The following is a 22,450-nucleotide window of genomic DNA, read 5'->3' on the forward strand; positions in this document are numbered from 1 at the left end:
ATTTTTCAGATAAAGGCTCGCTGTGGCCAACACGCTTTCCGAGCATCATGGCTATTTGGTTGATGCGCGTCGTACGAAGCTTTACAGGCTGGCGATAGGCAAACTAAATGTTGACGGCGAAACCGTAGCTGACCTCGGCTGCGGTTTCGGTGTTCTGGGAATGATGTGCCTGCGCGCGGGCGCGAGCCACGTTTGGGGCATTGATGCCACGGACGCGACCGACATAGCCCGCGAGACAGCCGAGCGCAGCGGACTGGCTGACCGCTATACCTGCATCCGGGCCGAAACATTCCGCGCTGACTTGCCCGAACGGGTTGATGTTCTCATCTGCGATCATGTCGGCTATTTCGGCATTGATTACGGCATCCTCCACCTGATGGCCGATGCGCGAGAGCGCTTCCTGAAGCCCGGTGGGCGGATCATCCCCGAAAGGATCAATCTTTTTCTGGCCGGTGTGCGTTCCGACGCATGCCGTGAAAAGCTTGATCCGTGGGAAACGCCGGATATTCCTGCCGACTACAATTGGCTGCGAAGTTATGCGGTCAATACAAAGCACGCAGTCGATCTCGTGCCAACCGACATCGCAACCGCGCCCGTCCCCGTGGCCGAACTTGTCTTGGGCGAAAACCACGGCGAATCGCTGGCTTTCAAGGCCACGCTTGCAATCGAGGAAGACGGCACGCTCGACGGCATAGCAGGCTGGTTTGACTGTCACCTTGCAGCCGGCGTCAGGATGACCAACTCCCCGCTGGCGCGCGATGCCATTGGCCGCCACCAGATCTTTCTAGGCTTTGACAAGCCCCTGCCGGTGAAGGCGGGCGATGCTGTCGAGGTTTCGGTGCGCATCAACCATATCAACGGCATTCTTGCATGGACGGTGCGCGATCCGGCAACCGGCCGGTTGCAACGCTATTCCAACTGGGCCGCAATGCCCATGTCCGCAGGTGCGCGCCTGAAGCCCGGCACGGCGCCACGTTCGCTCAATGACAAGGCACGCAACCTTGGCGTGGTGCTTGGCTATATCGATGGCGAGCGCAGCACCGACGAGATTGAGCAGGCGGTGCTGCGCGATCATCCCACGCTTTTGCCCAGCGCGCTTGAGATTTCCCGCTTCGTCAAGGACGTGCTGGCGGACTACGCCACATGACCTTCGATCTCGTGTGGCGTCCGGCGCGGGACATGCCGGCCCTGGCCACCGCGCCGTTCGATGTCTGGCGCGAGGATGACGGCTCCGCCTCCACCGAGTTCCATCGCATCCCGGAAGGCTTCCTGCTGCGGTTTCTCGACGGCGGCGACTATGCAATCGACCTTGCGTCACAGACCGTCACCTGCACGCCCCTGCCGGATGTCCCGGAAGAATATGTGCGCAACATATTCACCAACCAGGTCCAGCCGATGCTGTCGACCTATCTGGGCACGACCGTGCTTCACGCAAGCTGCGTGGTGATCGATGGCGGGGCCTATGGTTTTCTTGGTCGCAGCGGGCGCGGCAAATCGACCCTTGCCGCCGCCTTTGCCCGCAATGGCCACGCCTTCCTCACCGACGATGGCATGGTCCTCGATCGTAGCGAGGACACTTTGCGCATCCAGCCCTACCTGCCCTCGATCCGCCTTCTGCCCGACAGCCAGGAAGCGCTGCTGGGCAAGGAGCAGTTGCCGGACTGCGAGGATGACTGGCCCGCCAAGGTGCGCGTGCCAGCGGATGAACGCATCCCCCATTGCGTCACGCCTGCCCCCTTGCGCGCGATCTATGTGCTGGAAGAACCGGCAGCCGATGAGCCCGTCATCACCCCGCTTGCCGAGATCGAGACGATCTCGGCGCTGCTCCAGCATTCATTCCTGCTCGATTCGCACGACAGGCTGCGCGTGGCGAAACATTTCAGAACCATGGCCGAGCTTGCCCGTGCGATCCCGGTCTTTACGCTTGACTATCCGCGCAATTACGCCCGACTTCCCGGCGTGATCGCGGCAATCGCCGATCACGCGCGGACCATCGGCGCCAGAACAGAAGCCAGAAAAGAAGGAACCTTGCCATGCAACTGACCGATGCCTTCACGCTTTCGGAAGATGTCGTGGCCCGTGAAGTGGGCGAGGAAACCATGCTGCTCGATCTGGCCAGCGGCACCTATTTCGGCCTCAATCCGGTGGGCGGGCGATTCTGGCAACTGCTGGAAGAAGGACGCAGCGCAGCAGAGGCGCGCGATTGCCTGCTGGAAGAGTTCGATGTCGACCCCACCACGCTTGATGCCGACCTTGGCGACCTGCTGGACCAGCTCGCACAGCGTGGCCTGATCGCGGCCGGGTGATCGGAATGCTGCGCCGCAATATCGAGCGCAACACTGATTTTTGACGCTATCAGCAATTTTCTCGATAACTGTAATCAGGCAAACCCGTTGGCCTCATGCGGGGGCGTGACATATCCCTTTGATTGGCACCGCTTATCGGCGGAAGACAACAGGAGGAGAGCTGCCCCATGACCTTCAGGAAAATCGCGCTGGCCGCACTGCTGGCCGCCGGATCGACACTCGCCCTTGCCGGACCCGCTCAGGCCGAACCTGCCACGATGGCAGCGGGCGGACAGCCCTCCGCCAAGGAATGGTGGCCCAAGACCGTCGATCTGAGCGCGCTGCGCCAGAACGAGGCGACTGCCGCCAATCCCTATGGCCCGGACTACAACTACGCCAAGGAGTTCGCCACGCTCGATCTCGATGCGGTGAAGGAGGACATCCGCAAGGTCCTCACCACCTCGCAGCCGTGGTGGCCGGCTGACTACGGCCACTACGGCCCGTTCTTCATCCGCATGGCCTGGCACAGCGCGGGCACCTATCGCACCGGCGACGGGCGCGGTGGTTCGGATGGCGGCGAAATGCGCTTCGAGCCGCTCAATTCCTGGCCCGACAACGTCAGCCTCGACAAGGCCCGCCGCCTCGTCTGGCCGATCAAGCAGAAGTATGGCCGCAAGCTCTCGTGGGGTGATCTGATGATCCTTGCCGGGAACGTCGCCATGGAGGACATGGGCTTCAAGACGCTCGGCTTTGCGGGGGGGCGCATTGATGCCTGGCAGCCCGATCTGGTGTTCTGGGGACCGGAAACCAAGCTGCTGGACGACAAGCGCCGCGACGAGAAGGGCAACCTCAAGGGACCGCTCGGCGCCACGCAGATGGGTCTTATCTACGTGAACCCCGAAGGCCCCAACGGCAATCCCGATCCGCTGGCCGCCGCCGCCGACATCCGCCGCGCCTTTGGTGCGATGGCCATGAACGACGAGGAAACCGCAGCGCTCATCGCGGGCGGGCACACGTTCGGCAAGGCCCACGGCGCGCACAAGCCGGAAGAGTGCGTCGGCGCCGATCCGGGCGAGGCCACGATCGAGCAGCAGGGCCTTGGCTGGGCCAACAAGTGCGGCAAGGGCAACGCCGAAGATACTGTTTCCAGCGGGCTTGAGGGCGCCTGGTCGGCCAATCCGATTGCCTTCACCACCCAGTATCTCGACAACCTCTATGGTTTCGAATGGGTCAAGACCAAGAGCCCGGCTGGCGCAACCCAGTGGATCCCCAAGGATCCTGCCGCCGCCAACCTCGTGCCCGATGCGCACCGTCCGGATGTGCGTCACGCACCGATCATGTTCACCACCGACATCGCGCTGCGTGAAGATCCCGGCTTCCGCAAGATCACGCAGGCCTGGCGCAAGAACCCGCAGGCCTTTGCCGATGCCTTTGCCCGCGCATGGTTCAAGCTGACCCACCGCGACATGGGGCCGCAGGCACGTTATCTCGGCAAGGACGTGCCGAAGGTGACGATGACCTGGCAGGATCCGCTGCCCGTGGCGACCTATGCGCCGGTCGATGCCGCAGATATCGCCTCGCTCAAGGGCAGCATCCTGTCTTCGGGCCTGACCACGGCGGAACTGGTGCGCACGGCATGGGCCTCGGCATCCTCGTTCCGCGCCACCGACATGCGCGGCGGCGCAAACGGTGCGCGCTTGCGGCTGGCCCCGCAAAAGGACTGGGCAGTGAACAACCCGGCCGAAGTCGCCAAGGTTACGGCGAAGCTCGATGCCATCCGCACTGCCTTCAACAAGCAGGCCAAGGGCGGCAAGCAGGTGAGCCTTGCGGACCTGATCGTGCTGGGCGGCAATGCCGCGATCGAGCAGGCCGCCAGAGCCGCCGGACATGACGTGACCGTGCCGTTCACGCCGGGCCGTGTCGACGCCACGCAGGCGCAGACCGATGTCGAATCATTCAACCACCTCGAACCCAAGGCAGACGGCTTCCGCAATTACCATTCGGCAGCATCCTACTATGCCCCGATCGAGGCCCTGATCGACAAGGCCGACATGCTGAACCTGACCGTGCCGGAAATGACCGTGCTGGTCGGCGGGATGCGCGCGCTGGGCGCCAACGCGGGCGATTCGAAGGCGGGCGTGCTTACCAGCCGCCCCGGAACGCTCAGCAACGACTTCTTCGTCAACCTGCTGTCGATGGACAACGTGTGGGCGAAATCGGCAACGCCTGGCCTCTATGAAGGCAAGGACCGCGCAACCGGTGCGATGAAGTGGACGGCAACCCCGGTCGATCTCGTCTTCGGTTCGAACTCGGAACTGCGCGCCGTGTCGGAAGTCTATGCCTCGGACGATGCGAAGGACAAGTTCGTGGCCGACTTCATCGCGGCCTGGAACAAGGTGATGAACGCCGACCGCTTCTGAGGAGCCATCGGCACCACCGGCAAAAGGGGCGGCGGCGGGATCATCCCGCCGCCGCCTTTTTGCTCATGCGCCTTCGCGGTCGGGCGCAGTTGCGCCGAGGCGGGGGGCGATCACCGCGCAGGCCATCAGCTGCAACTGGTGAAAGACCATGATCGGCAGCAGCACGATGCCCACCGATGCCGCCGGAAAGAGCACACCTGCCATCGGCACGCCCGTTGCAAGGCTCTTCTTCGATCCGCAGAACAGCAGCACGATGGCCTCAGCGCGAGAAAAGCCCAGTCTGCGTCCCAGCCACCACGTCAGGCCCAGAACGATGGCCAGAAGCACCGCGCACAAGGCCACGAGCACAAGCAGACTGATCGGCGCCACCTTCTGCCACAGCCCTTCCACGATCGCGGCACCGAACGCAGCATAGACCACCAGCAGGATCGATCCACGATCCACCTTGCCCAGCCATGCCTTGTGCCGTGCCACAAAATCGCCGATCCACGGGCGCAGAAAGTGCCCGGCAAGGAAGGGCAGGAGCAGTTGCAGCAGGATGGTCTGCGCCGCGCCCCACGAAAAGCCCCCCATCGTTCCGCCCATCAGCAGCGCGACCAGCGCGGGCGTCAGGAAGATCCCGGCAAGGTTGGAGAACGATGCAGCACATACCGCAGCTGCCACATCGCCGCGCGCAATGGCGGTGAACGCAATCGAGGACTGCACCGTGGATGGCAGCAGCGTGAGGAACAGCATCCCGGCGGCAAATTCGCCCGGCAGAAACGGTAGTGCGCCGAACGCGAGGCCCAGCAGCGGAAACAGCGCGAAGGTCGTCAGCAGGACCGCCAGATGCAGGTGCCACTTGCGCGCACCCGCCACGATCGCCTCGCGCGAGAGCCGCGCTCCGTGCAGGAAGAACAGCAGCACGATGCCCGCATCGGCAAGCCCGGCCACCACCGGCGCCCAGCCCCCGCGTGCGGGCAGGACGGTCGCCAGCGCCACGGTGGCCATCAGCAAGAGCAGGAAAGGGTCAAGAAGGGCGGAGACGCGCCGGATCATGAGATCAGCCATTTGCCTTTGCGATGCGCGGGAAAAACACTGCCGCAAGAAGGGCAGCAATGCCCCGTCCGGCGAGTGGCGCACCCGACAGGATTCGAACCTGTGGCCTTTGCCTTCGGAGGGCTTCCAGATTCCATATCTATATGGAATCATTGGCATTTTCCTTAACGTCTTTTTGTGAACTTTGACGGATTTCTGCGGTTTTTGATGGAACCTTTCAGACGTTCTGTGAACTCATGTGCACCGGAATTGCCGGTGGCTCATGATGTATCTCAAATGGCCACCACTGGGTAGCGTCATTTATCTACAGGCTGCAGCTCGGCAGGTCGATTTGCGCTCGGCACCCGCAGTTCCAGCGGGAAAGCCTGGTCAGCAACGATCCTGTGAAACAACAACCGCACTGCATCAGAAGTCGACAGGCCCATCGCGCTCAGCGCTTCTATCGCCTGCGCTTTCAGTTCAGCATCCAATCGGACATGCAGCATCGAAGTGTGGGTTGCCATCTCGGTCTCCTGATCATCTATCTATAGCCGATACTGCCCGATTGCGGAACAGGGCTACGGTAGATCGGTTCGGTGTTGCCGCAATCCAGCGCCTCAAGTGTGATGGTCTGGCCGACTGTCCCCCGCTGCTCGGGTCCCGCCGATCGAGACATAGTCGTTGCGTTTATTTCGAATATTCGATATGCAGTTGGTACCCTGCGGAGAGAAACCATGACATTGCCAGCGAGCGCCTTGCCTTTCGGCAACAGGCTTCCATCGGCCGACGATAGGCAGATTGCCAATCAGCTGCGTCGTATTCTGGCAGCTCAGAAGGCTGGCGAGGCAACGCTGCGCGTGCCTGATCCCGAAACAAAAAGGCCGCTGGAGATCACTCTGACACCGGCCGTGTCCGATCTGTTCCTGGAGCTGCTGCGTCACATCGGCAGTGGTGACGCTGTCACCCTGGTACCGATTCAGCAAATGCTTACGACGCAGCAGGCCGCTGACCTTCTCAACGTATCACGCCCCTATTTGATCAAGCTGATCGAAAGGGGGGACATCCCACACAGCACTGTGGGACGCCACCGCCGCCTCAAGGCTGAGGATGTGTTTGCCTACAAAGTAGCTCGTGACAAGGCGCGCTCTGACGCGCTGGACGAATTGGTCGCCAACGACGCGGACCTTTACTGACCGCTGACGGGGATGTTCGCTAACCGCTACACTGCGCTGGTTGACGCATGCTCGCTGGTAAGCGCGCCGCGCCGTGACTTGCTCCTGAGCCTTGCAGAGGCCGAATTCTTCAGAGTTCGCTGGTCCGCTCGTATTCTCGATGAGACGAAGGCGGCGCTGCAGAAAATTCTTGCAGAGCGAGGCTTTGAAGAAACAGTCGTCAGAGCTGGTCGCATTATCGGCGCGATGGAGAGCGCCTTTCCTGAGGCGTTGGTGAACCCTTGTGGGGAGCCCCTAGACCTGACCATACGATTGCCAGATCCGAATGATGAGCATGTGATCAAAGCCGCAGTACAAACGCAGGCTCAGGCGATCGTCACCGAGAACATTCGAGACTTTCCGTCGGACATTCTGGCGCCCATGGGCATCGAGGCACGGACTGCCGATGATTTCATCGCCGACACAATCGAGCTTGATGAAGGCAGGGCCGTGGCCGCGATTAGAAAACTGCGCCTGCGGATGCAACGTCCCGAAATGTCGGCCGAAGCTTACCTTCGGTCTTTGGAGGCCCACGGGCTTCTCGTTACGGCGTCCGTCCTGAGCCCCCACATCGACTCGATCTGACCCACAAATTCTACCCATTTTTGACCTGCTCGCGGGTGGACGACACCTCAGGCGATCTGCAAGGCCAATGCCTGAAGATCGCTGTGGTCAGCGTGGGTGTAGACCCGATCCTGTGTCTCGGCGGTCATGGCCAGGAATGCGTCGACCTGGTGGCTGTGCATCCCCATGTTCCGCAGCTCCGTGACCCTCGTGTGGCGAAGCGTGTGCGGGGTGACATCCTTGAAGCCGCATCGCTCAACCGTGGCACGAAAGCCCTTCACGACCGAATTGACGCGTCGCGTGTGGTCGAGCTTCTGGTGGAACACGAACTCGGGAACGGTCTCGTAGGCTTCGTACCGCTGCAAAAGATAGGCTCGCAGTGGCGGTGCCATCGGTGTTACCGCGCGCGGCTTGTGGTCGACGATCAGTTCACCGCGATCGGGCAGACGGTAGTCAATCACGTTACGGTCGAAATCGATGTTCGACCAACGCAGGTCCATGATCGCGCCGCTGCGCGCGCCGGTGTAGTAGGCGATCATCAGAAACAGCTGGAGTGGCTCGGCAGCGCGATATTCCTTGGCTGCCTCGGCGAACAGCTGATCGAACTCGTGCCGCTTCAGCCAGCGCTTCCGCGGTGCTCCATCGCGTGGAAGCTTCGGGAAAACGATGGCGTGCACCTTGTGGTTGACGGCCGCCGCCTTGACGGCAGCCCTGAGGTCGCTCAGCTCACGTCGGATTGTCGCGCGCGATCGACCGGGCTTCTTGGCGCTCCGGACGTTCGCCTTCTCGTAGTCCAGCACGGCGTCAGGAGTAATCGCATCGAGACACGCATCCTTCCAGAACTCGAGAATGTGCTGCATCGACGAGAAGAACCTGTCTCCGCGACCAGTTTTTGAAAGGCGCGCGTGATGGGCATCGAGAACGTCTGCGATCTTGACCCGATAGGGTGGCAACGCCCGGCTGCTCTTCGATAGGCGCCGATCCCTCAGGAATTCCTCGAGGACCTCCTGCGCTTCTTCGCTGTCTCGAGTGTTTGTTGATACGTCCTTCTGCTGGCCGGTGGCGGGGTCGATGTAGCGGACGTAGAAATTGGGCTTACCGCTCCGGCGGACGAGTCTGGGGCCGATGGATTGTCTTGGCACGGCGGCACCTCGAAGGTCTCACAAAATTCGACAATAGCATCCGATGGCAACAAGATCAGGCCACCTGCACGAACGTAGCGCAGCATGCGCGCCTTGATCATGCGACGAATTCGTCCTTCTGGCCATCCTGACTGCTCTGCCAGTTCTTTGGGGCTCAACATGCTTTTGCCTGATGGCGGCTTTCTTGTCGTAGACATGATGCAGATCCAACCTCCGTCATCGAAGCGTGGGTGTTGGTTCTGGTGTATTGTCAGGAGACACGGGCCGGAAGCTTTGGCTCAAGTGAGTGCCGAATTTTGGCGACTTTTTGCGATTCCTGCAGCGTTTTCGCGTTCGGATCCCGCCTTCCCGATCTGCGTGGTCATGAATCCAGAACCAGGTGGTTATGAATTTCGAACCAGGTGGTATCAAAAATCAGACCACCCTGGCTCAGATTCAATACCACCCCTCAGCGAATCAGTAGGTTTGCCATGGGCGCTCTTGGCAAAGGCGAACCACTCACAAGCGAAACCGTTCTTGCAGTGTGGCGCTATCAGTTATCCTCTGGCTGAGGCCGACATCCGACCCCTCCTTGCAGATTGAGGTTATGGGGCGTGACACAGTGCTACTGCTGTCTTAGATATTGGAAATCGCCAGCAATTCAGGGGCATTGCGTGAAAGCAGCTGAGACTAGAGTGGATCGGTTTCTCGCAAGTAGCGAGACCGCCTTTGCGATCCCGGTTTACCAGCGCAATTATGATTGGACCCGCGTCCAGTGCCAGCAGCTTTTCAGTGACATCCTGACCGTAGGTACAGACGAGACCGTTTCGGGGCACTTCATTGGAAGCATCGTCTACGTTCATGACGACGTCTACACGGTGTCAGGTCTGCGCGAACTCACAGTAATTGACGGCCAGCAGCGCCTTACAACGCTAACCCTGATACTTGTCGCGCTCTATCGTTTCGCGATAGCCACGGGCCGCGATCAGCAGGCCCAGCGCATCTACAAGACTTACCTGATCAATGAGTTCGCGGATGAGGCTGAGAAGCTGAAGCTGAAGCCCACGGACAATAACAAGGCCGCCCTTCGCCAGATCATGGATCCCAAGGAGGGGGCGAAGGTCTCGGGCTATTCGCGGCTGCTGGAAAACTTCCGCTTCTTTGAAAGCCGGATCAGCGAGGGCAACTTCGACACGGTTCTGAAGGGTCTGACGAAGCTCATATTCGTTGAAATTGCGCTGGAACGGGGGAAGGACAACCCTCAGCGCATCTTCGAAAGCCTCAACTCGACTGGCTTGGAGCTGTCACAAGCCGACCTCATTCGGAATTACATTCTTATGGGGCTGCCCCGCCGTGAGCAGGAGCAGATTTTTCGGAAGTTCTGGGAGCCTATCGAAGCGAACGCCCGCAACCTTGAGGTCAACGACAGCCGCGTTTCCGATTTCATCCGCGACTTCCTTACGCTCAAGCAAAAGGAAATACCGAACAAAGGCGCGGTGTACGAGAAGTTCAAAGAACGTTTCCCCTTCCCCAGCTCACAAGAGCTTACTGGCGCTCTCGATGAAATTCTTGAACTGTCCTACGTTTACGCAAAGCTTCTGAACCCAAAGATAGAAACTGATGCGACCATTTCGCGTGAGTTGGACTATATCAAGACGCTTGAGATCAACGTTGCCTACCCTTTTCTGATGCCAGTCTACCGTGATTATTCGAAGAACATCATCACAAGGGACCAGTTCACAGCGATCTTGCGGCTTGTACAAAGCTATGTCTGGCGGAGATTCATTCTCAGCCTGCCGACCAACGCTCTGAACAAGATATTCATGAGCTTGTACGAGCGGGTCGATCCCGCCGACTACGTCGCGTCGATCGAGCGATCGTTGATGCAGCGCACCGGCACCCAGCGCTTCCCCCGTGATGCCGAAGTCATCGCGATGCTGAAAGAGAAGGACCTTTACAGCACCAAGAGCAGGACCCGGACTTACTTTTTCGAGCGTCTGGAAAACCACAACAACCGTGAACCTGTCGACGTCACGACCCCCGACATCACCATCGAGCATATATTCCCACAGAATCCCGACCCCGCATGGCAAAGCGGGCTGGAGGCGGACGAATATGTGCTGCTCAGTGAGAAGTACCTCAACACGGCAGGCAATCTCACGCTTTCCGGCAACAACGGGCGCCTCGGGAACAAAACCTTCGCCGAGAAGCGTGACATGAATGATGGGGGTGGGGAGCAGGGCTATCGCTTCAGCCGTCTCTGGTTGAACCGCGACCTTCAGGCTCTCGACCGCTGGGGGGTTCCTGAGGTTGAAGCGCGTGCCGAGCGCATAGCAAAACGGTTCCTCGACGTCTGGCCGGCACCAAATGTAGACACCGCGATGGATGTTGAAGGCGATGAGATCAGCATCTTCGACGCCGAGGAGCCCCGCCACAAGCGCCTCGACTACGCCGTGTTCCTCGGAAGCCGGTTGGAGGTGACGCAGGTCGCCAAGCTCTATGCGCAGGTGTTCGAGCAATTGCTGCTCCTCCAGCCTGAGGCATTCCATGGCACGCGCCTGGGGGAGAGGGTTCAACTGACCGCCAACCCGGGCGAACTGCGGCAGGCCGTGCCAGTTGCCGAGGGCTATTTCATTGAAGGGAACATCGACTCGAAAAACAAGTTTGAGCGCATGAAGGTCGCCCTGACCGAGCTTGGGCTTGAGGAAGAATTGTCCGTTCGGTTTGCTTCGGCATAGTGGTCATTGCTCGGCAGGCACCATCCATGATCGAAGCAGAGACCCCTGGATTGATCGCGGCACCGGGCGACAAGCCACTGCCATTTGCTGACCAGCGGGCAGCCGCAGGAATGTCAATTGCGGACGCGGCGCGGGAATTCGGGGTGTCGCTTGCCACCATCGCAGAATGGGACCACGGTATGGCGACACCCCCCGGCCATGTGCTGCGCTCGCTTGAAATGATCGGGCGCTTTTGCGCAGAGGGCCGGGAAGTCTCCGCCTTTCAGGCGCCCCAACCATCGACTGTGCCTATGCCTATTCCGAAAGCCATCCCCAGCCCCATGTCCGCCAGCAGCGACCTCATAAAATCCAAGCAGCGCGTGGCTGATCATGGTGAGGTGTTCACGCCGCCTTGGCTGGTGGAGAAGATGCTCGATCTGGTGAAGGGCGAGACTGAGCGGATCGACTCCCGTTTCCTCGAACCCGCCTGTGGCAGTGGCAATTTCCTCGTCCCGATCCTCCAGCGCAAGCTGGCGGCGGTGGAAGCGCGCTATGGCAAGATCGATTTCGAGAAACGCCACTATGCGCTCGTGGCCCTCGCCAGCCTCTACGGGATCGAGCTGCTGGCCGACAACCTCGCCGAATGCCGGGCGAACATGCTCAATGTCTTCGCGCAGTATCTTGGGCTGACCGAGGACGATGACCTTTTCCGCACCGCCAGCCACTTCCTTTCGACCAACCTCATCCACGGCGATGCGATGACCATGAAGGATGCGGACGGCGGGCCGATTACCGTCGTGGAGTGGAGCTATATCGGGAAGGGCAAGTTCAACCGCCGCGACTTCCGGCTCGACGTGCTCACCGGCATGGCCAGTCTGCGCGAGGAGCGCTCGCTGTTTGCCGGGCTAGGCAATCACGAAATCTTCAAGCCGACCAAGAGCTACCCGCCAATGACGGTGCGCGAGCTGGCGGCGCTGGACCGTGGGGAGGTGCAGGGATGAACGAGCAGGTGGCCTTCACCCTCAAGGGCCGCAATCCGGACGTGCTGAGCTGCATCGCCAACCTGTCGAACGACGAGGTCTTCACCCCGCCCGAGTTCGCCAATCGGATGCTGGACACGCTGGAGCGGGCTTGGGCTGCCAGCAACGGCGGGGCGAGCATCTGGGCGGACAAAACCGTTACCTTCCTTGATCCCTTCACCAAGTCGGGTGTGTTCCTGCGCGAGATTGCCACCCGGTTGATCAAAGGGCTGGAAGCGGAGATTCCGGACTTGCAGGAGAGGGTTGACCACATCCTGACCAAGCAGGTGTTCGGCATCGCCGTCACGCAGATAACGGCGCTACTGGCGCGGCGGAGCCTCTATTGTTCGAAACACGCGACGGGCGAGCATTCGGTTGCAAAGAGCTTTACGAGCGATGATGGGAACATCTGGTTTGAACGGACCGAGCACACTTGGGTCGGCAACAAATGTCGCTTCTGTGGTGCACCCAAAGCAATATTCGACCGATCATCTGATTTTGAGTCTTACGCTTACGCTTTCATCCACTGTGAAGACATCAAGGGCCGGCTTGGCGAGCTATTCGGAGGCGAAATGCAGTTTGACGTGATTATTGGGAACCCTCCCTATCAGTTGGCTGGAGGGGGCGGAGGAACCAATGACTCGCCGATTTACCAGTTTTTCGTCGAGCAGGCAGTGGCACTCGACCCACGCTACTTGAGCATGGTCATCCCTTCGAGATGGATGGCTGGCGGACGGGGCATGGACGACTTTCGTAAGACGATGTTGGCCGATCGCCGCCTCAGGGACCTTGTGGATTACCCTAACTCGGCTGAGGTTTTTCCGGGCGTCGATCTCAAGAGCGGTGTCTGCTATTTTTTGTGGGATCGGGATCACAAGGGAGCATGCTCGACGACGCTGATCCGCAGCACCGAAGTGGTCGGCCCTATTGAACGCAACCTCGACGAATTTGATGTGCTTATCAGAGACTCGAGAGCTGCAGCAATCCTCAATAAGGTTCTCAGCTTCAAAGAGCCGTCCTTCGAAGATATGCTGACAGGCGACACGCCATTCGGACTGGCAACAAATTTCACCTCCTTCGAATTGCGTGCACCAGTGGAGGGGGAGGTCAAGGTTTATGCCAGCTCAAACTCTGGTCGGCGCAGTGGTGCCATGCCCCGAGCCCATATCACAAAGAATACGCACCTGATTGACACGTGGAAGGTGCTCGCACCGAAGGCAGGGCCGGGGAATAGTGGCGGACACGTGTTGCCTGATGCAGTGCTTGGTCGACCGACCGTAGCCGAACCAAATTCAGTTTGCACGCAGACTTGGATTGTAGCTGGCCCGCTAGAATCCCAAGAGCAAGCTGAAGTTGTTGCGAGATATTTGCAGACGTCTTTCTTAAGGTTCCTCGTTTCACTCAGAAAAGTAAGCCAAGATGCTATGAAGGGGGTGTATCGCTGGGTCCCGCAACAAGATTGGAGTCGAGATTGGTCGGACAAGAATCTCTACAAAAAGTATGGCATAACGGATGAAGAGGTTCTGTATATTGACAGCATGATCCGTCCGATGGATGGTATTCTTGTCTAAACCGACCATCGAAGAAATCCTGCTGCCCAAGCCCGAGGGCCGTCTGCGCATCTATGCGTGGACGCCCAATGATCCGCCACCTGCCTATGCAGGTCTGATCAAGGTAGGGCAGACCACGCAGGCCGACGTGAATGACCGCATCCGCCAGTCGCAGGGTCAGATGCAGCAGGCCTACACGCTCCATGTCGACGAAGTTGCGGAGCGTGAGGACGGTTCCATCTTCCGCGACAGCGACGTTCGCCGCCGCCTGATCGAGATGGGTTTCGAAAACGTCACGATCGGCTCGTCGCGGGAATGGATGCGCTGCTCGCCGGCTGACGTTCGGGCGGCCATCGTTGAGCTGCAAAAGGGGCTGCGCTTCCAATCGGCCCGGCACGAAACCTTCCCGATGCGCCGCGAGCAGGCCGAGGCGGTGGAAGTCACCCACGACTACTACCAGTCCCGTTGGGCGGAAGACCCTAAGGCTGTCCCGCGCTTCCTCTGGAACGCCAAGATGCGCTTCGGCAAGACCTTCACCGGCTATCAACTGGCGAAGAAGCTGGATGCCAAGCGCGTGCTGGTTGTCACCTTCAAGCCCGCAGTCGAGGATGCGTGGGAGGCGGACCTCAAGAACCACGTCGATTTCGATGGCTGGCAGTACATCTCCCGCAATGCCGGCGGCAGCCCGCTCGATGTGCCCAAGGATACGCCGCTGGTCTATTTCGGCTCGTTCCAGGACCTGCTCGGCACGGATCGCTATGGCAACATCAAGGCCCGGAACGAGTGGATTCACGCGATCAACTGGGACCTCGTGATCTTCGACGAATACCACTTCGGCGCATGGCGCGATAACGCCAAGGAGCTGTTCGAAGGGGAGGATGCCGAGGTCGCGAAGAAGGAACTGGCCTACGCCTCCGGCCTGGAGACCGTGAACGAAGACCTCGAGGACAACGCAGAAGCCGAGGCTGAATTCCTCCCCATCACCACGCGCGCCTATCTCTACCTCTCCGGCACACCGTTCAAGGCGCTGGCCACGGGTGAGTTCATCGAAGAGCAGATTTTCAACTGGACCTATACCGACGAACAGCGGGCCAAGGCGGAGTTCGCGGCGGAGCGTCCGGGCGAGCGCAATCCCTATGGCGCGCTACCGCAGATGCGGCTGCTGACCTACCAGATGCCCGATGAGCTGCTTGCGATCGCAAGCGGCGGCGAGTTCGACGAATTCGATCTTGGCGAGTTCTTCGCGGCATCCGGCAAGGGCGTGATGGCCACCTTCAAGCACAAGGATGAAGTGCAGAAGTGGCTCGACATCATCCGTGGTAGCTACGCGCCGCAGAATCTTGATGCCTTGAAGGCAGGTAGCAGGCCGCCGTTTCCGTATTCGGATGTAAGGCTGCTGCCCTATCTCAACCACGCCTTCTGGTTTCTGCCGAGCGTCGCCGCCTGCGAGGCCATGAAGAACCTGCTGGAAGAGAAGCAGAACGTCTTCTGGAACAAGTACACGGTGATCGTTGCCGCAGGGGCAAACGCAGGAATTGGCCTAAGCGCTCTTCCGCCGGTGCGCGACGCGATCGGATCGGGCCATGACACTCAGACAATCACCCTGTCATGCGGCAAGCTGACGACGGGTGTCACCGTGCCGCAGTGGTCGTCGATCCTGATGCTGCGCAACCTCAAGTCGCCCGAGACCTACTTTCAGGCCGCATTCCGGGTGCAGTCGCCGTGGTCGATCAAGAACCCTGACGGCGACGACCCGAACCGCGAGGACGTGCTGAAGCCCGTGTGCTTCGTGTTCGACTTCGCGCCCACGCGGGCGCTGCGGCAGATTTCGGAATATGGCATCGGCCTGTCGCCCGGCGAGCAGAACCCCGAGAAGGCGGTGGCTGACCTCGTCTCCTTCCTGCCGGTGCTCGCCTATGACGGCGCGAACATGGTGCAGATCGATGCCGGCGGCATCCTCGACATCGCGATGGCGGGCACCTCGGCAACCCTGCTGGCCCGCAAGTGGGAATCCGCGATGCTGGTCAACGTGGACAACGACACCCTGCGCCGGGTGCTCTCGAACGCGGAAGCGATGGCGGCTGTTGAGCGGATCGAAGGCTGGCGAGCGCTCGGCGACAACGTGATCGAGACGATCATCAACAAGAGCGAGAAGATCAAGGACCTCAAGAAGAAGGCCAAGGAAGCGGACCTCTCCGAGAAGCAGAAGAAGGAGCTGACCGCCGAGGAGAAGGAGTACAAATCGCTCCGCAAGAAGGTGCAGGAGAAGCTGATCAAGTTCGCGACGCGCATTCCGGCTTTCATGTACCTGACCGATTTCCGCGAGAACACGCTGGTGGATGTGATCACCAAGATCGAACCAGACCTGTTCCGCACCGTGACCGGCCTGACGGTGGCCGACTTCAACCTGCTGGTCGATCTGAGGGTGTTCAACACCGAGCGGATGAACGCCGCTGTCTTCGCATTCCGCCGATATGAGGATGCCTCGCTGCGCTATACTGGTATCGACAGCCACGAGGGGCTGATCCACATGGGTGGCTATAACACCGTGATCGCCAAGGAACCGGGGCAGTAGGACTGAGCCTAGCTTATCCCAGAAATACGCAGCCCGGGCAGACGATGTGATACCGCGTCCGACCCGGCATGTATCGCCAGCAGTTCGCGATCATCCAGCCACCACTCGCAGTCCTCGCCGCAGCCGGGGCATTGCTGTGTTCGATTGGCGATCTTCGAGACCCGCAACCGCTTGGGCCAGCATGCCGCATAATCCGCCGAATCGATCCACCTGTTCACATGTCCACATGTGCAGTTGTGAACAATGACGACCCCCTCCCGTGCTGCCTCGCTGGCGAGCATCGAGGAGCGCCGGAAATCCAGCCAGGCAGTCAGTTCTTCGACGCCCATGATGCGGCCTATATCAGGGCTGGTGTTCGCCAGTTCGTACCCGTCGCGCATGAGCCGTTGTCCCCAACGCAGTTCTGCCATCAGGCTTTGGGTGCGCGTCTGGGCAGTCTCGAGAATGGCAAGCCTCGGCAATCGGCCGATAGCAAACAACCCAGCGATGTGCCGATGGACCATTTGGGAGTCCGGGTTGAGTTTCTGCGACCTTCGGAAATGCCGGCGCAGTCGGCGCTCGATTTCGCAGCTCTGCCCGACATAGAACGGGATGCCATAGAACGGACCCTCTGCAAACTGCACGCCGGGCTCACCAGGATCGAGAAGGGCATAGACGACGTAAGGCGCGCCTTCCGCCTCGTGCCGTGCCTGGCGCTGCAGGGCCTTGAGGCGCTTTTCGATATCGATGGGATAGAGGGGCATGTCGATCTCCTTCGCTGAGTTCGACAACACCCTCCCTCTCCACTTTCTTTGGGTCTCGGCGTCAACGACCGGTGTGAAATCGAGCCGGACTATCCTTCCCCAGAAGCAGGTCGATAACGTCCATTGCGGCGCGCACCCGTGAAACGGATCAAACCCATGGCGCTGAGCGCGGCAATGTCCCGGCGCGCGGTTTTCGCACTGACCTTCCAGTGGCCACAAATGTCCGCCGCGCGGCACCGATGGCCCGCTGCGACTCGGCCAAGGAACCAGCGCTGCCGCTCGTTCAGCTCCGCGGTTATTGGGTCATTTATAGGGTCAGTTTTAGGGTCATTTATACGGTCATTCTGGCGACGATCCTGCCTTGGCGGCTGCATATCGGACGTTTTTGATGGTCGGCGAGAAGCTTTTTGGTCCACTCCGAGCCGACCATCGCCCGCCCCCTGCGAGCTTTCGATGAGCCCGATCACGAATGCCCTGATCACTGGCGAGCTGGTGACCAGGCGCAGAAAGAACACAGTATCGGGACCATGTTGACCGGAGAGCCAGTGCTTGACGGTACGCTCGCTGGCATCCGTTAGCGTCATCAATTGTTTGACAGCACGGTGCGTTCCGCCGTGCTCGCGCTCTAATAACTGGGCGATGGTTTCGGCATAGGCCTGTCTTCCAGCCAGGACTCCTTCCCACTTCGGCAACTTCCTGCCCTTTTTCGGCAACATCTTCCGCTCCTCTCCGGCCTACACTGGTGAAAGTGCGGGGATGGCGGAGTGTCCGTGGTTCGCGCTGCAGCGGTTGGTCGCCCTGGCCACGGCAGCATCGTCATTGAAAGGGCGGAAATTGAAGGATTGGGGCTACGACGACAGTGACGGCAGGGAACAGGCTCCGCGGCTCGTGCGCGCGGCCGAGTACGTTCGCATGTCGACTGACCATCAGAAATACTCGACCGAGAACCAGGCCGATGCGATCCGGCATTATGCCGCGGCGCGCGGGATCGAGATCGTGCGGACCTATGCGGACGCCGGCAAAAGCGGGCTGAAGATCGAAGGGCGCGACGCTCTCAAGCAGCTGATCGACGACGTTCAGAGTGGCGCCGCCGATTACACCATGGTCCTGGTTTACGACATCAGCCGCTGGGGCCGGTTCCAGGACGCCGATGAAAGCGCCTACTACGAGTACATCTGCAAACGCGCCGGGATCGCGGTTCAATACTGCGCGGAGCAATTCGAGAATGACGGGAGCCCGGTCTCGACCATCGTGAAGGGCGTCAAGCGCGCGATGGCCGGGGAGTACAGCCGGGAGCTGTCGACGAAGGTCTTCGCGGGGCAAGGGCGGCTGATCGAAAAAGGATACCGCCAAGGCGGACCTGCCGGGTTCGGCCTTCGCCGGACCTTGATCGATGAAACAGGCACGACCAAAGGCGTACTCACGCGGGGCGAGCACAAGAGCATCCAGACCGACCGGGTGATTTTGACGCCGGGCCCGGATGAGGAAATCGCCATCGTCCGCAGCGTTTACGCCGCTTTCGTGCATGACGGGCTGAGCGAGCGCGAAATCGCCGATGACCTCAACACCCGGGGCATTGTCACCGATCTAGGGCGGCCTTGGACGCGCGGGACGGTCCACCAGCTCCTCATCAACGGCAAGTATGTCGGCGACAATGTGTGGAACCGGCAGTCGTTCAAGCTGAAGAAGAAGCGGGTCCGCAACGACCCCGAAATGTGGATTCGCAGCCCCGGCGCGTTCGAGGCGATCGTCGAGCGCGACCTGTTCGATGCGGCGCAGGCGCTCATCGGCGCACGGTCCTTCAGGCTGTCCGATGCCGAAATGATCGACGCGCTGCGCACGGTCTACGAAAGCAAGGGCCTTCTTTCAGGCATCATCATCGATGAATGTGAGGGCCTGCCCTCCAGCAGCGCCTATTCGTCCCGGTTTGGCAGCTTGCTGCGGGCCTACAGCTTGGTCGGCTATTCGCCGGATCGCGACTACCGCTACCTCGCGGTCAATCGTGCGCTGCGCCGACTGCACCCTGATATTCTTCGCGAGGTCCTCGAAGGCCTGAAAGCACAGGGCAGTGAAGCATGGCAGGATATGGAGACTGACCGGGTCATCGTGAACGATGAGTTCAGCCTGTCCGTCGTCATCGTCCGTTGTACGCCTACGCCGACGGGTCTGCTGCGCTGGAAGATCCGCTTCGACACCTCGAAGATGCCCGACATCACCCTCGTGGTCCGCATGGACGCCAGCAACCGGCAGCCCTTCGACTACTATCTTTTCCCAAGGCTGGATGTGGCAGCCGAACGTGTGCGGCTCGCCGAGGACAACGACCTGCTGCTCGATGCGTACCGCTTCGATGCCCTCGATTTCTTCTACGAGATCGCGGCGCCCGTCAGAGTTGCGGAGGCTGCCTGATGACCGTCACCCGCCCCCAGGCCATCGAGATGATCCCGATTTCGCGGATCACCGTGCTCAACCCCCGGGCGCGCAACAAGCGTCAGCACCGCGAGATCGTCAACAATATCGAGACCATCGGCCTCAAGCGCCCCATCACGGTCAGCAAGCATGATGGTCCGGGCGGCACGCGCTACGATCTGGTCTGCGGTGAAGGGCGGCTTGAGGCTTTCCAGATGCTGGGTCAGACCGAGATTCCGGCGGTCGTGATCGAAGCGAGCGAGAGCGAATGCCTCGTCATGAGCCTGGTGGAGAACATCGCCCGGCGGGTGCAGCGTCCGATCGACGTGATGAACGAGATCGGTGCCCTACGGAAACGCGGTTACACCGAAGCCGAGATCTCCCGCAAAATCGGCATCACCAGTGGGTGGGTCAGCATGATCGTGACCCTGCTCGAGCGCGGCGAGGAAAGGCTGCTGTCAGCGGTCGAGACGGGGCTGATCCCGATCAGCCTAGCGATGGAGATCTCGCGCGCCGAAAGCGAAGAGGCGCAAAACCTGCTGCTGGATGCCTACGAAACCGGCAAGCTGAGAGGGAAGAAGCTGGCTTCGGTTCGCCGGCTCCTCGACCTCCGCATGCGTGGGCGCAGCAAGTCGATCACGGTGGGGAAGTTTGGGCGGAAGGGCTCCACCCGCAAGCTGACCGCCAGCGACCTGATGCAGGTCTATCAGCGCGAGGCCGAAAAGCAGCGTCTGCTCGTGAAGAAGTCCGACTTCACGCAGACCCGCCTTCTCTTCATCGTCGAGGCGATCAAGGATTTGCTGACCGACGATGGATTTCTGACCCTGCTCAGGGCGGAAGGGCTCGAGACGATGCCCCGGGCGCTCGCCATGCGGATCGCGGGCGAAGTCGATGACTGACTGGCCATCAGCAGAGCGACCGCCCGCTGATCCCGGCGCCGACAATCGTGTCCGGCTAGGCTTCGAGCGCCAGTCTGTCACAGTGCGCATCGACCAGATCGTGCCCCTGAAGACATTGCGCGAGGGCGTGCGGGAAAGCCGGAAATATGCCCAGATCGTGAGCTCTATCAAAGCGATCGGCTTGGTCGAAGCACCTGCCGTCGTCCCCAACCCGAAGAATGCAGAGCAATACTTCCTCCTCGACGGCCATTTGCGCATTGAGGTGCTCAAGCAGCTCGGTATCGAGACGGTCGAATGCCTCGTCGCCAATGACGACGAGACCTATACCTACAACAAGCGCGTCAATCGCCTGCCCCCAATTCAGGAGCACCGGATGATCGTGCGCGCCATCGAGCGCGGTGTCACAGAGGCCGTGATCGCCGACGCGCTCGGCCTGGAGGTGGGATCAATTCGCGCGCGGTTCCGCCTGCTCGATGGCATCTGCGAAGAGACCGCGGACATGCTCAAGGACACCAATTGCTCGATGCGGGTCTTCGACATGCTGCGCCGCATGTCGCCGATGCGCCAGATCGAGGCGGCGGACCTGATGATCGGCCAGAACAATTACTCACTGATCTTCGCACGCGCGCTTCTTGCGGCCACCCCTGAAGATCAGCTGGCAGCACCAGCGAAGAAGGCGCGGAAGAATGACCTCACGGGCCCGACCAGCCAGCAGATTTCCCGGATGGAGCGGGAGCTTGCCACTCTCCAGACGCAGGTGAAGTCGGTCGAAGACAGCTACGGCATCGACAATCTCCACCTGACCTTCGCGCGCGGTTACGTCGCGAAGCTGCTCAGCAACGCCCGGGTCGTTCGCTGGCTCTCGACCCATCGGCAGGAATATCTGTCTGAGTTTCAGCGGATCGCGGAAATCGAGTCGATCGGGACGGTCGGCACGCTTACGCCGCAGGAATGAGATGACGGAGGCCTGCGGTCGGCTCCCGTGCCGATCAATCGCACATTTCCCTCTCATCACGGTCGTGACAGTTGGACGGGCGATAGCCGCAAACAACAGAAAGAGTTGAATCGGCTCGGCGGCCAGGCCTGGGACAAACCCTCCGTTAGACAACGTGCCTAGGAACGGCAGGTCACGCCAGAACCAGCCATTCGAGGAGCGAGGAATGGGCTTCCCGCTTTGACCGTGATTGCGGACGATCCGGAAAGTCTGCTACGATTGGCTGATAGGTGCAAGCCGACGTCTGTTCAGGCAAGACGCCTGCCTAGGAATTACGGGTCACCTCAGTCCAAGTGCGAATTGCCAATCGTGCATCAGCGCGGTGCCTTCACCATGAGACGGCAAGCGAGATGCACTTCACCCCAACGTGTGGCGAAGGTCTCTGATACCTCAAACCAACCAGCGCCCGGCCCTCCAGCGCCGTGATTTGCGCCCATGCACGAGCACTCGCATTCGTGACCTTCCGCATTCATGCATTTGGACGCGCATTTCTCTTGCTCGCGGTAGGGTTGGATAACGTAAAGCTGAGAGAAGCGCTCAAGGATGTGATTCACGAGGTCGCTGAACCAGTCTTGCGGCAACTCCCACCCATCATATTTTGGAAGCCATTGGGGTTCGTGCCCGCCCGGACGCGATGATTGTAGAAATGCGCGGGCACGCCGAAGGAGGTCAAAATCATTGCTCGGATGGGGGAGTTTAACCCTAAGCTTGTGACCTTTACCCTTCCTAACGATCACCGGAATTTCGTTCTGTTTCCAGACCCGCCGAAGTTTGTTGGGCTCACTCTGCTCCATCTCGCTATTCGCCTTTCTGTCATGAATATCATGACTAGGTGTATCCATCCGGCGGGGGCCGCCTTGCGCGGGTAGGTAGCGAGCGCTCTTTAGCGTGCTCTTTTGAGCGCGCTTAGGAGTGGTCGATGGGTCAGG

At 60.3% G+C, this 22,450-nt stretch carries 19 protein-coding genes; 13 read left to right on the top strand and 6 right to left on the bottom strand.

What is annotated here, in order from left to right:
- Positions 1-22 precede the first annotated feature (22 nt).
- From DKM43_RS04085 to katG, 4 genes are all read left to right on the top strand, one after another.
- Entirely contained in the window at positions 23-1,147 is a 1,125-nt protein-coding gene (locus DKM43_RS04085; protein ID WP_109797210.1) for a methyltransferase, read from the top strand.
- Positions 1,144-2,043 (top strand): hypothetical protein, encoded by a 900-nt coding sequence (locus tag DKM43_RS04090; RefSeq protein ID WP_109797211.1) that lies wholly within the window; start codon positions 1,144-1,146, stop codon positions 2,041-2,043. Before DKM43_RS04085 ends, DKM43_RS04090 begins: the two co-directional genes overlap by 4 nt.
- On the top strand, positions 2,034-2,306 hold the full coding sequence (locus tag DKM43_RS04095; RefSeq protein ID WP_109797212.1) for a PqqD family protein: 273 nt from the start codon (positions 2,034-2,036) through the stop codon (positions 2,304-2,306). The genes DKM43_RS04090 and DKM43_RS04095 overlap by 10 nt, the downstream gene beginning before the upstream one ends.
- A 167-nt stretch (positions 2,307-2,473) precedes the next feature.
- Positions 2,474-4,705: a catalase/peroxidase HPI gene (gene katG, locus DKM43_RS04100; RefSeq protein ID WP_109797213.1), complete on the top strand. Its 2,232-nt coding sequence runs from the start codon at positions 2,474-2,476 to the stop codon at positions 4,703-4,705.
- Positions 4,706-4,768: 63 nt separating this feature from the next.
- On the opposite strand, the gene DKM43_RS04105 is transcribed toward katG, so the two are convergent.
- Complete coding sequence (locus DKM43_RS04105) at positions 4,769-5,755, bottom strand: bile acid:sodium symporter family protein (protein ID WP_407938480.1); 987 nt, start codon at positions 5,753-5,755, stop codon at positions 4,769-4,771.
- Between the two features lie 284 nt (positions 5,756-6,039).
- A complete protein-coding gene (locus DKM43_RS04115) occupies positions 6,040-6,246 on the bottom strand; it encodes a type II toxin-antitoxin system RelB/DinJ family antitoxin (protein ID WP_109797214.1) in 207 nt (68 codons plus the stop codon).
- 210 nt (positions 6,247-6,456) lie between these two features.
- Between DKM43_RS04115 and DKM43_RS04120 the strand changes: the two genes are divergently transcribed.
- Both DKM43_RS04120 and DKM43_RS04125 read left to right on the top strand, forming a co-directional pair.
- A complete protein-coding gene (locus DKM43_RS04120) occupies positions 6,457-6,915 on the top strand; it encodes a helix-turn-helix domain-containing protein (protein ID WP_109797215.1) in 459 nt (152 codons plus the stop codon).
- A 12-nt stretch (positions 6,916-6,927) separates the two neighbouring features.
- On the top strand, positions 6,928-7,518 hold the full coding sequence (locus tag DKM43_RS04125) for a PIN domain-containing protein (protein ID WP_109797216.1): 591 nt from the start codon (positions 6,928-6,930) through the stop codon (positions 7,516-7,518).
- A 47-nt stretch (positions 7,519-7,565) separates the two neighbouring features.
- Here the strand turns inward: DKM43_RS04125 and DKM43_RS04130 are convergent, their stop codons facing one another.
- Positions 7,566-8,639, bottom strand: a complete 1,074-nt coding sequence (locus DKM43_RS04130) for a tyrosine-type recombinase/integrase (protein ID WP_161554031.1) — start codon at positions 8,637-8,639, stop codon at positions 7,566-7,568.
- Positions 8,640-9,313: 674 nt separating this feature from the next.
- On the opposite strand from DKM43_RS04130, the gene DKM43_RS04140 reads away from it, so the two are divergent.
- From DKM43_RS04140 to DKM43_RS04155, 4 genes are all read left to right on the top strand, one after another.
- Entirely contained in the window at positions 9,314-11,356 is a 2,043-nt protein-coding gene (locus tag DKM43_RS04140) for a DUF262 domain-containing protein (protein ID WP_201739771.1), read from the top strand.
- 26 nt (positions 11,357-11,382) lie between these two features.
- Positions 11,383-12,336 carry a DNA methyltransferase gene (locus DKM43_RS04145; RefSeq protein WP_236632368.1) on the top strand — a complete coding sequence of 318 codons (954 nt, stop codon included), beginning with the start codon at positions 11,383-11,385 and terminating at the stop codon, positions 12,334-12,336.
- Positions 12,333-13,925, top strand: coding sequence for an Eco57I restriction-modification methylase domain-containing protein (locus tag DKM43_RS04150; RefSeq protein WP_109797220.1), 1,593 nt, complete (start codon positions 12,333-12,335; stop codon positions 13,923-13,925). The genes DKM43_RS04145 and DKM43_RS04150 overlap by 4 nt, the downstream gene beginning before the upstream one ends.
- 127 nt (positions 13,926-14,052) lie before the next feature.
- Positions 14,053-16,479, top strand: a complete 2,427-nt coding sequence (locus DKM43_RS04155; RefSeq protein ID WP_236632369.1) for a DEAD/DEAH box helicase — start codon at positions 14,053-14,055, stop codon at positions 16,477-16,479.
- Between the two features lie 8 nt (positions 16,480-16,487).
- Here the strand turns inward: DKM43_RS04155 and DKM43_RS04160 are convergent, their stop codons facing one another.
- Together DKM43_RS04160 and DKM43_RS04165 are read right to left on the bottom strand one after the other, a co-directional pair.
- Positions 16,488-17,222, bottom strand: a complete 735-nt coding sequence (locus tag DKM43_RS04160; RefSeq protein ID WP_145960470.1) for a hypothetical protein — start codon at positions 17,220-17,222, stop codon at positions 16,488-16,490.
- Positions 17,223-17,311: 89 nt separating this feature from the next.
- On the bottom strand, positions 17,312-17,938 hold the full coding sequence (locus tag DKM43_RS04165; protein WP_109797223.1) for a DeoR family transcriptional regulator: 627 nt from the start codon (positions 17,936-17,938) through the stop codon (positions 17,312-17,314).
- A 40-nt stretch (positions 17,939-17,978) separates the two neighbouring features.
- On the opposite strand from DKM43_RS04165, the gene DKM43_RS04170 reads away from it, so the two are divergent.
- From DKM43_RS04170 to DKM43_RS04180, 3 genes are read left to right on the top strand one after another with little or no spacing between them, the layout of a single operon-like run.
- Positions 17,979-19,628, top strand: a complete 1,650-nt coding sequence (locus DKM43_RS04170) for a recombinase family protein (RefSeq protein WP_109797224.1) — start codon at positions 17,979-17,981, stop codon at positions 19,626-19,628.
- Positions 19,628-20,527: a plasmid partitioning protein RepB C-terminal domain-containing protein gene (locus DKM43_RS04175; RefSeq protein WP_109797225.1), complete on the top strand. Its 900-nt coding sequence runs from the start codon at positions 19,628-19,630 to the stop codon at positions 20,525-20,527. The genes DKM43_RS04170 and DKM43_RS04175 overlap by 1 nt, the downstream gene beginning before the upstream one ends.
- Positions 20,520-21,482, top strand: a complete 963-nt coding sequence (locus DKM43_RS04180; RefSeq protein WP_109797226.1) for a plasmid partitioning protein RepB C-terminal domain-containing protein — start codon at positions 20,520-20,522, stop codon at positions 21,480-21,482. Before DKM43_RS04175 ends, DKM43_RS04180 begins: the two co-directional genes overlap by 8 nt.
- A gap of 353 nt (positions 21,483-21,835) precedes the next feature.
- Here DKM43_RS04180 and DKM43_RS16655 read toward each other — a convergent pair.
- Positions 21,836-22,450 (bottom strand): hypothetical protein (locus DKM43_RS16655; protein ID WP_236632370.1); only part of this gene is annotated, 615 nt, incomplete at its 5' end.

This window comes from Novosphingobium meiothermophilum (genome assembly GCF_003171715.1).
Lineage (GTDB): Bacteria > Pseudomonadota > Alphaproteobacteria > Sphingomonadales > Sphingomonadaceae > Novosphingobium > Novosphingobium meiothermophilum.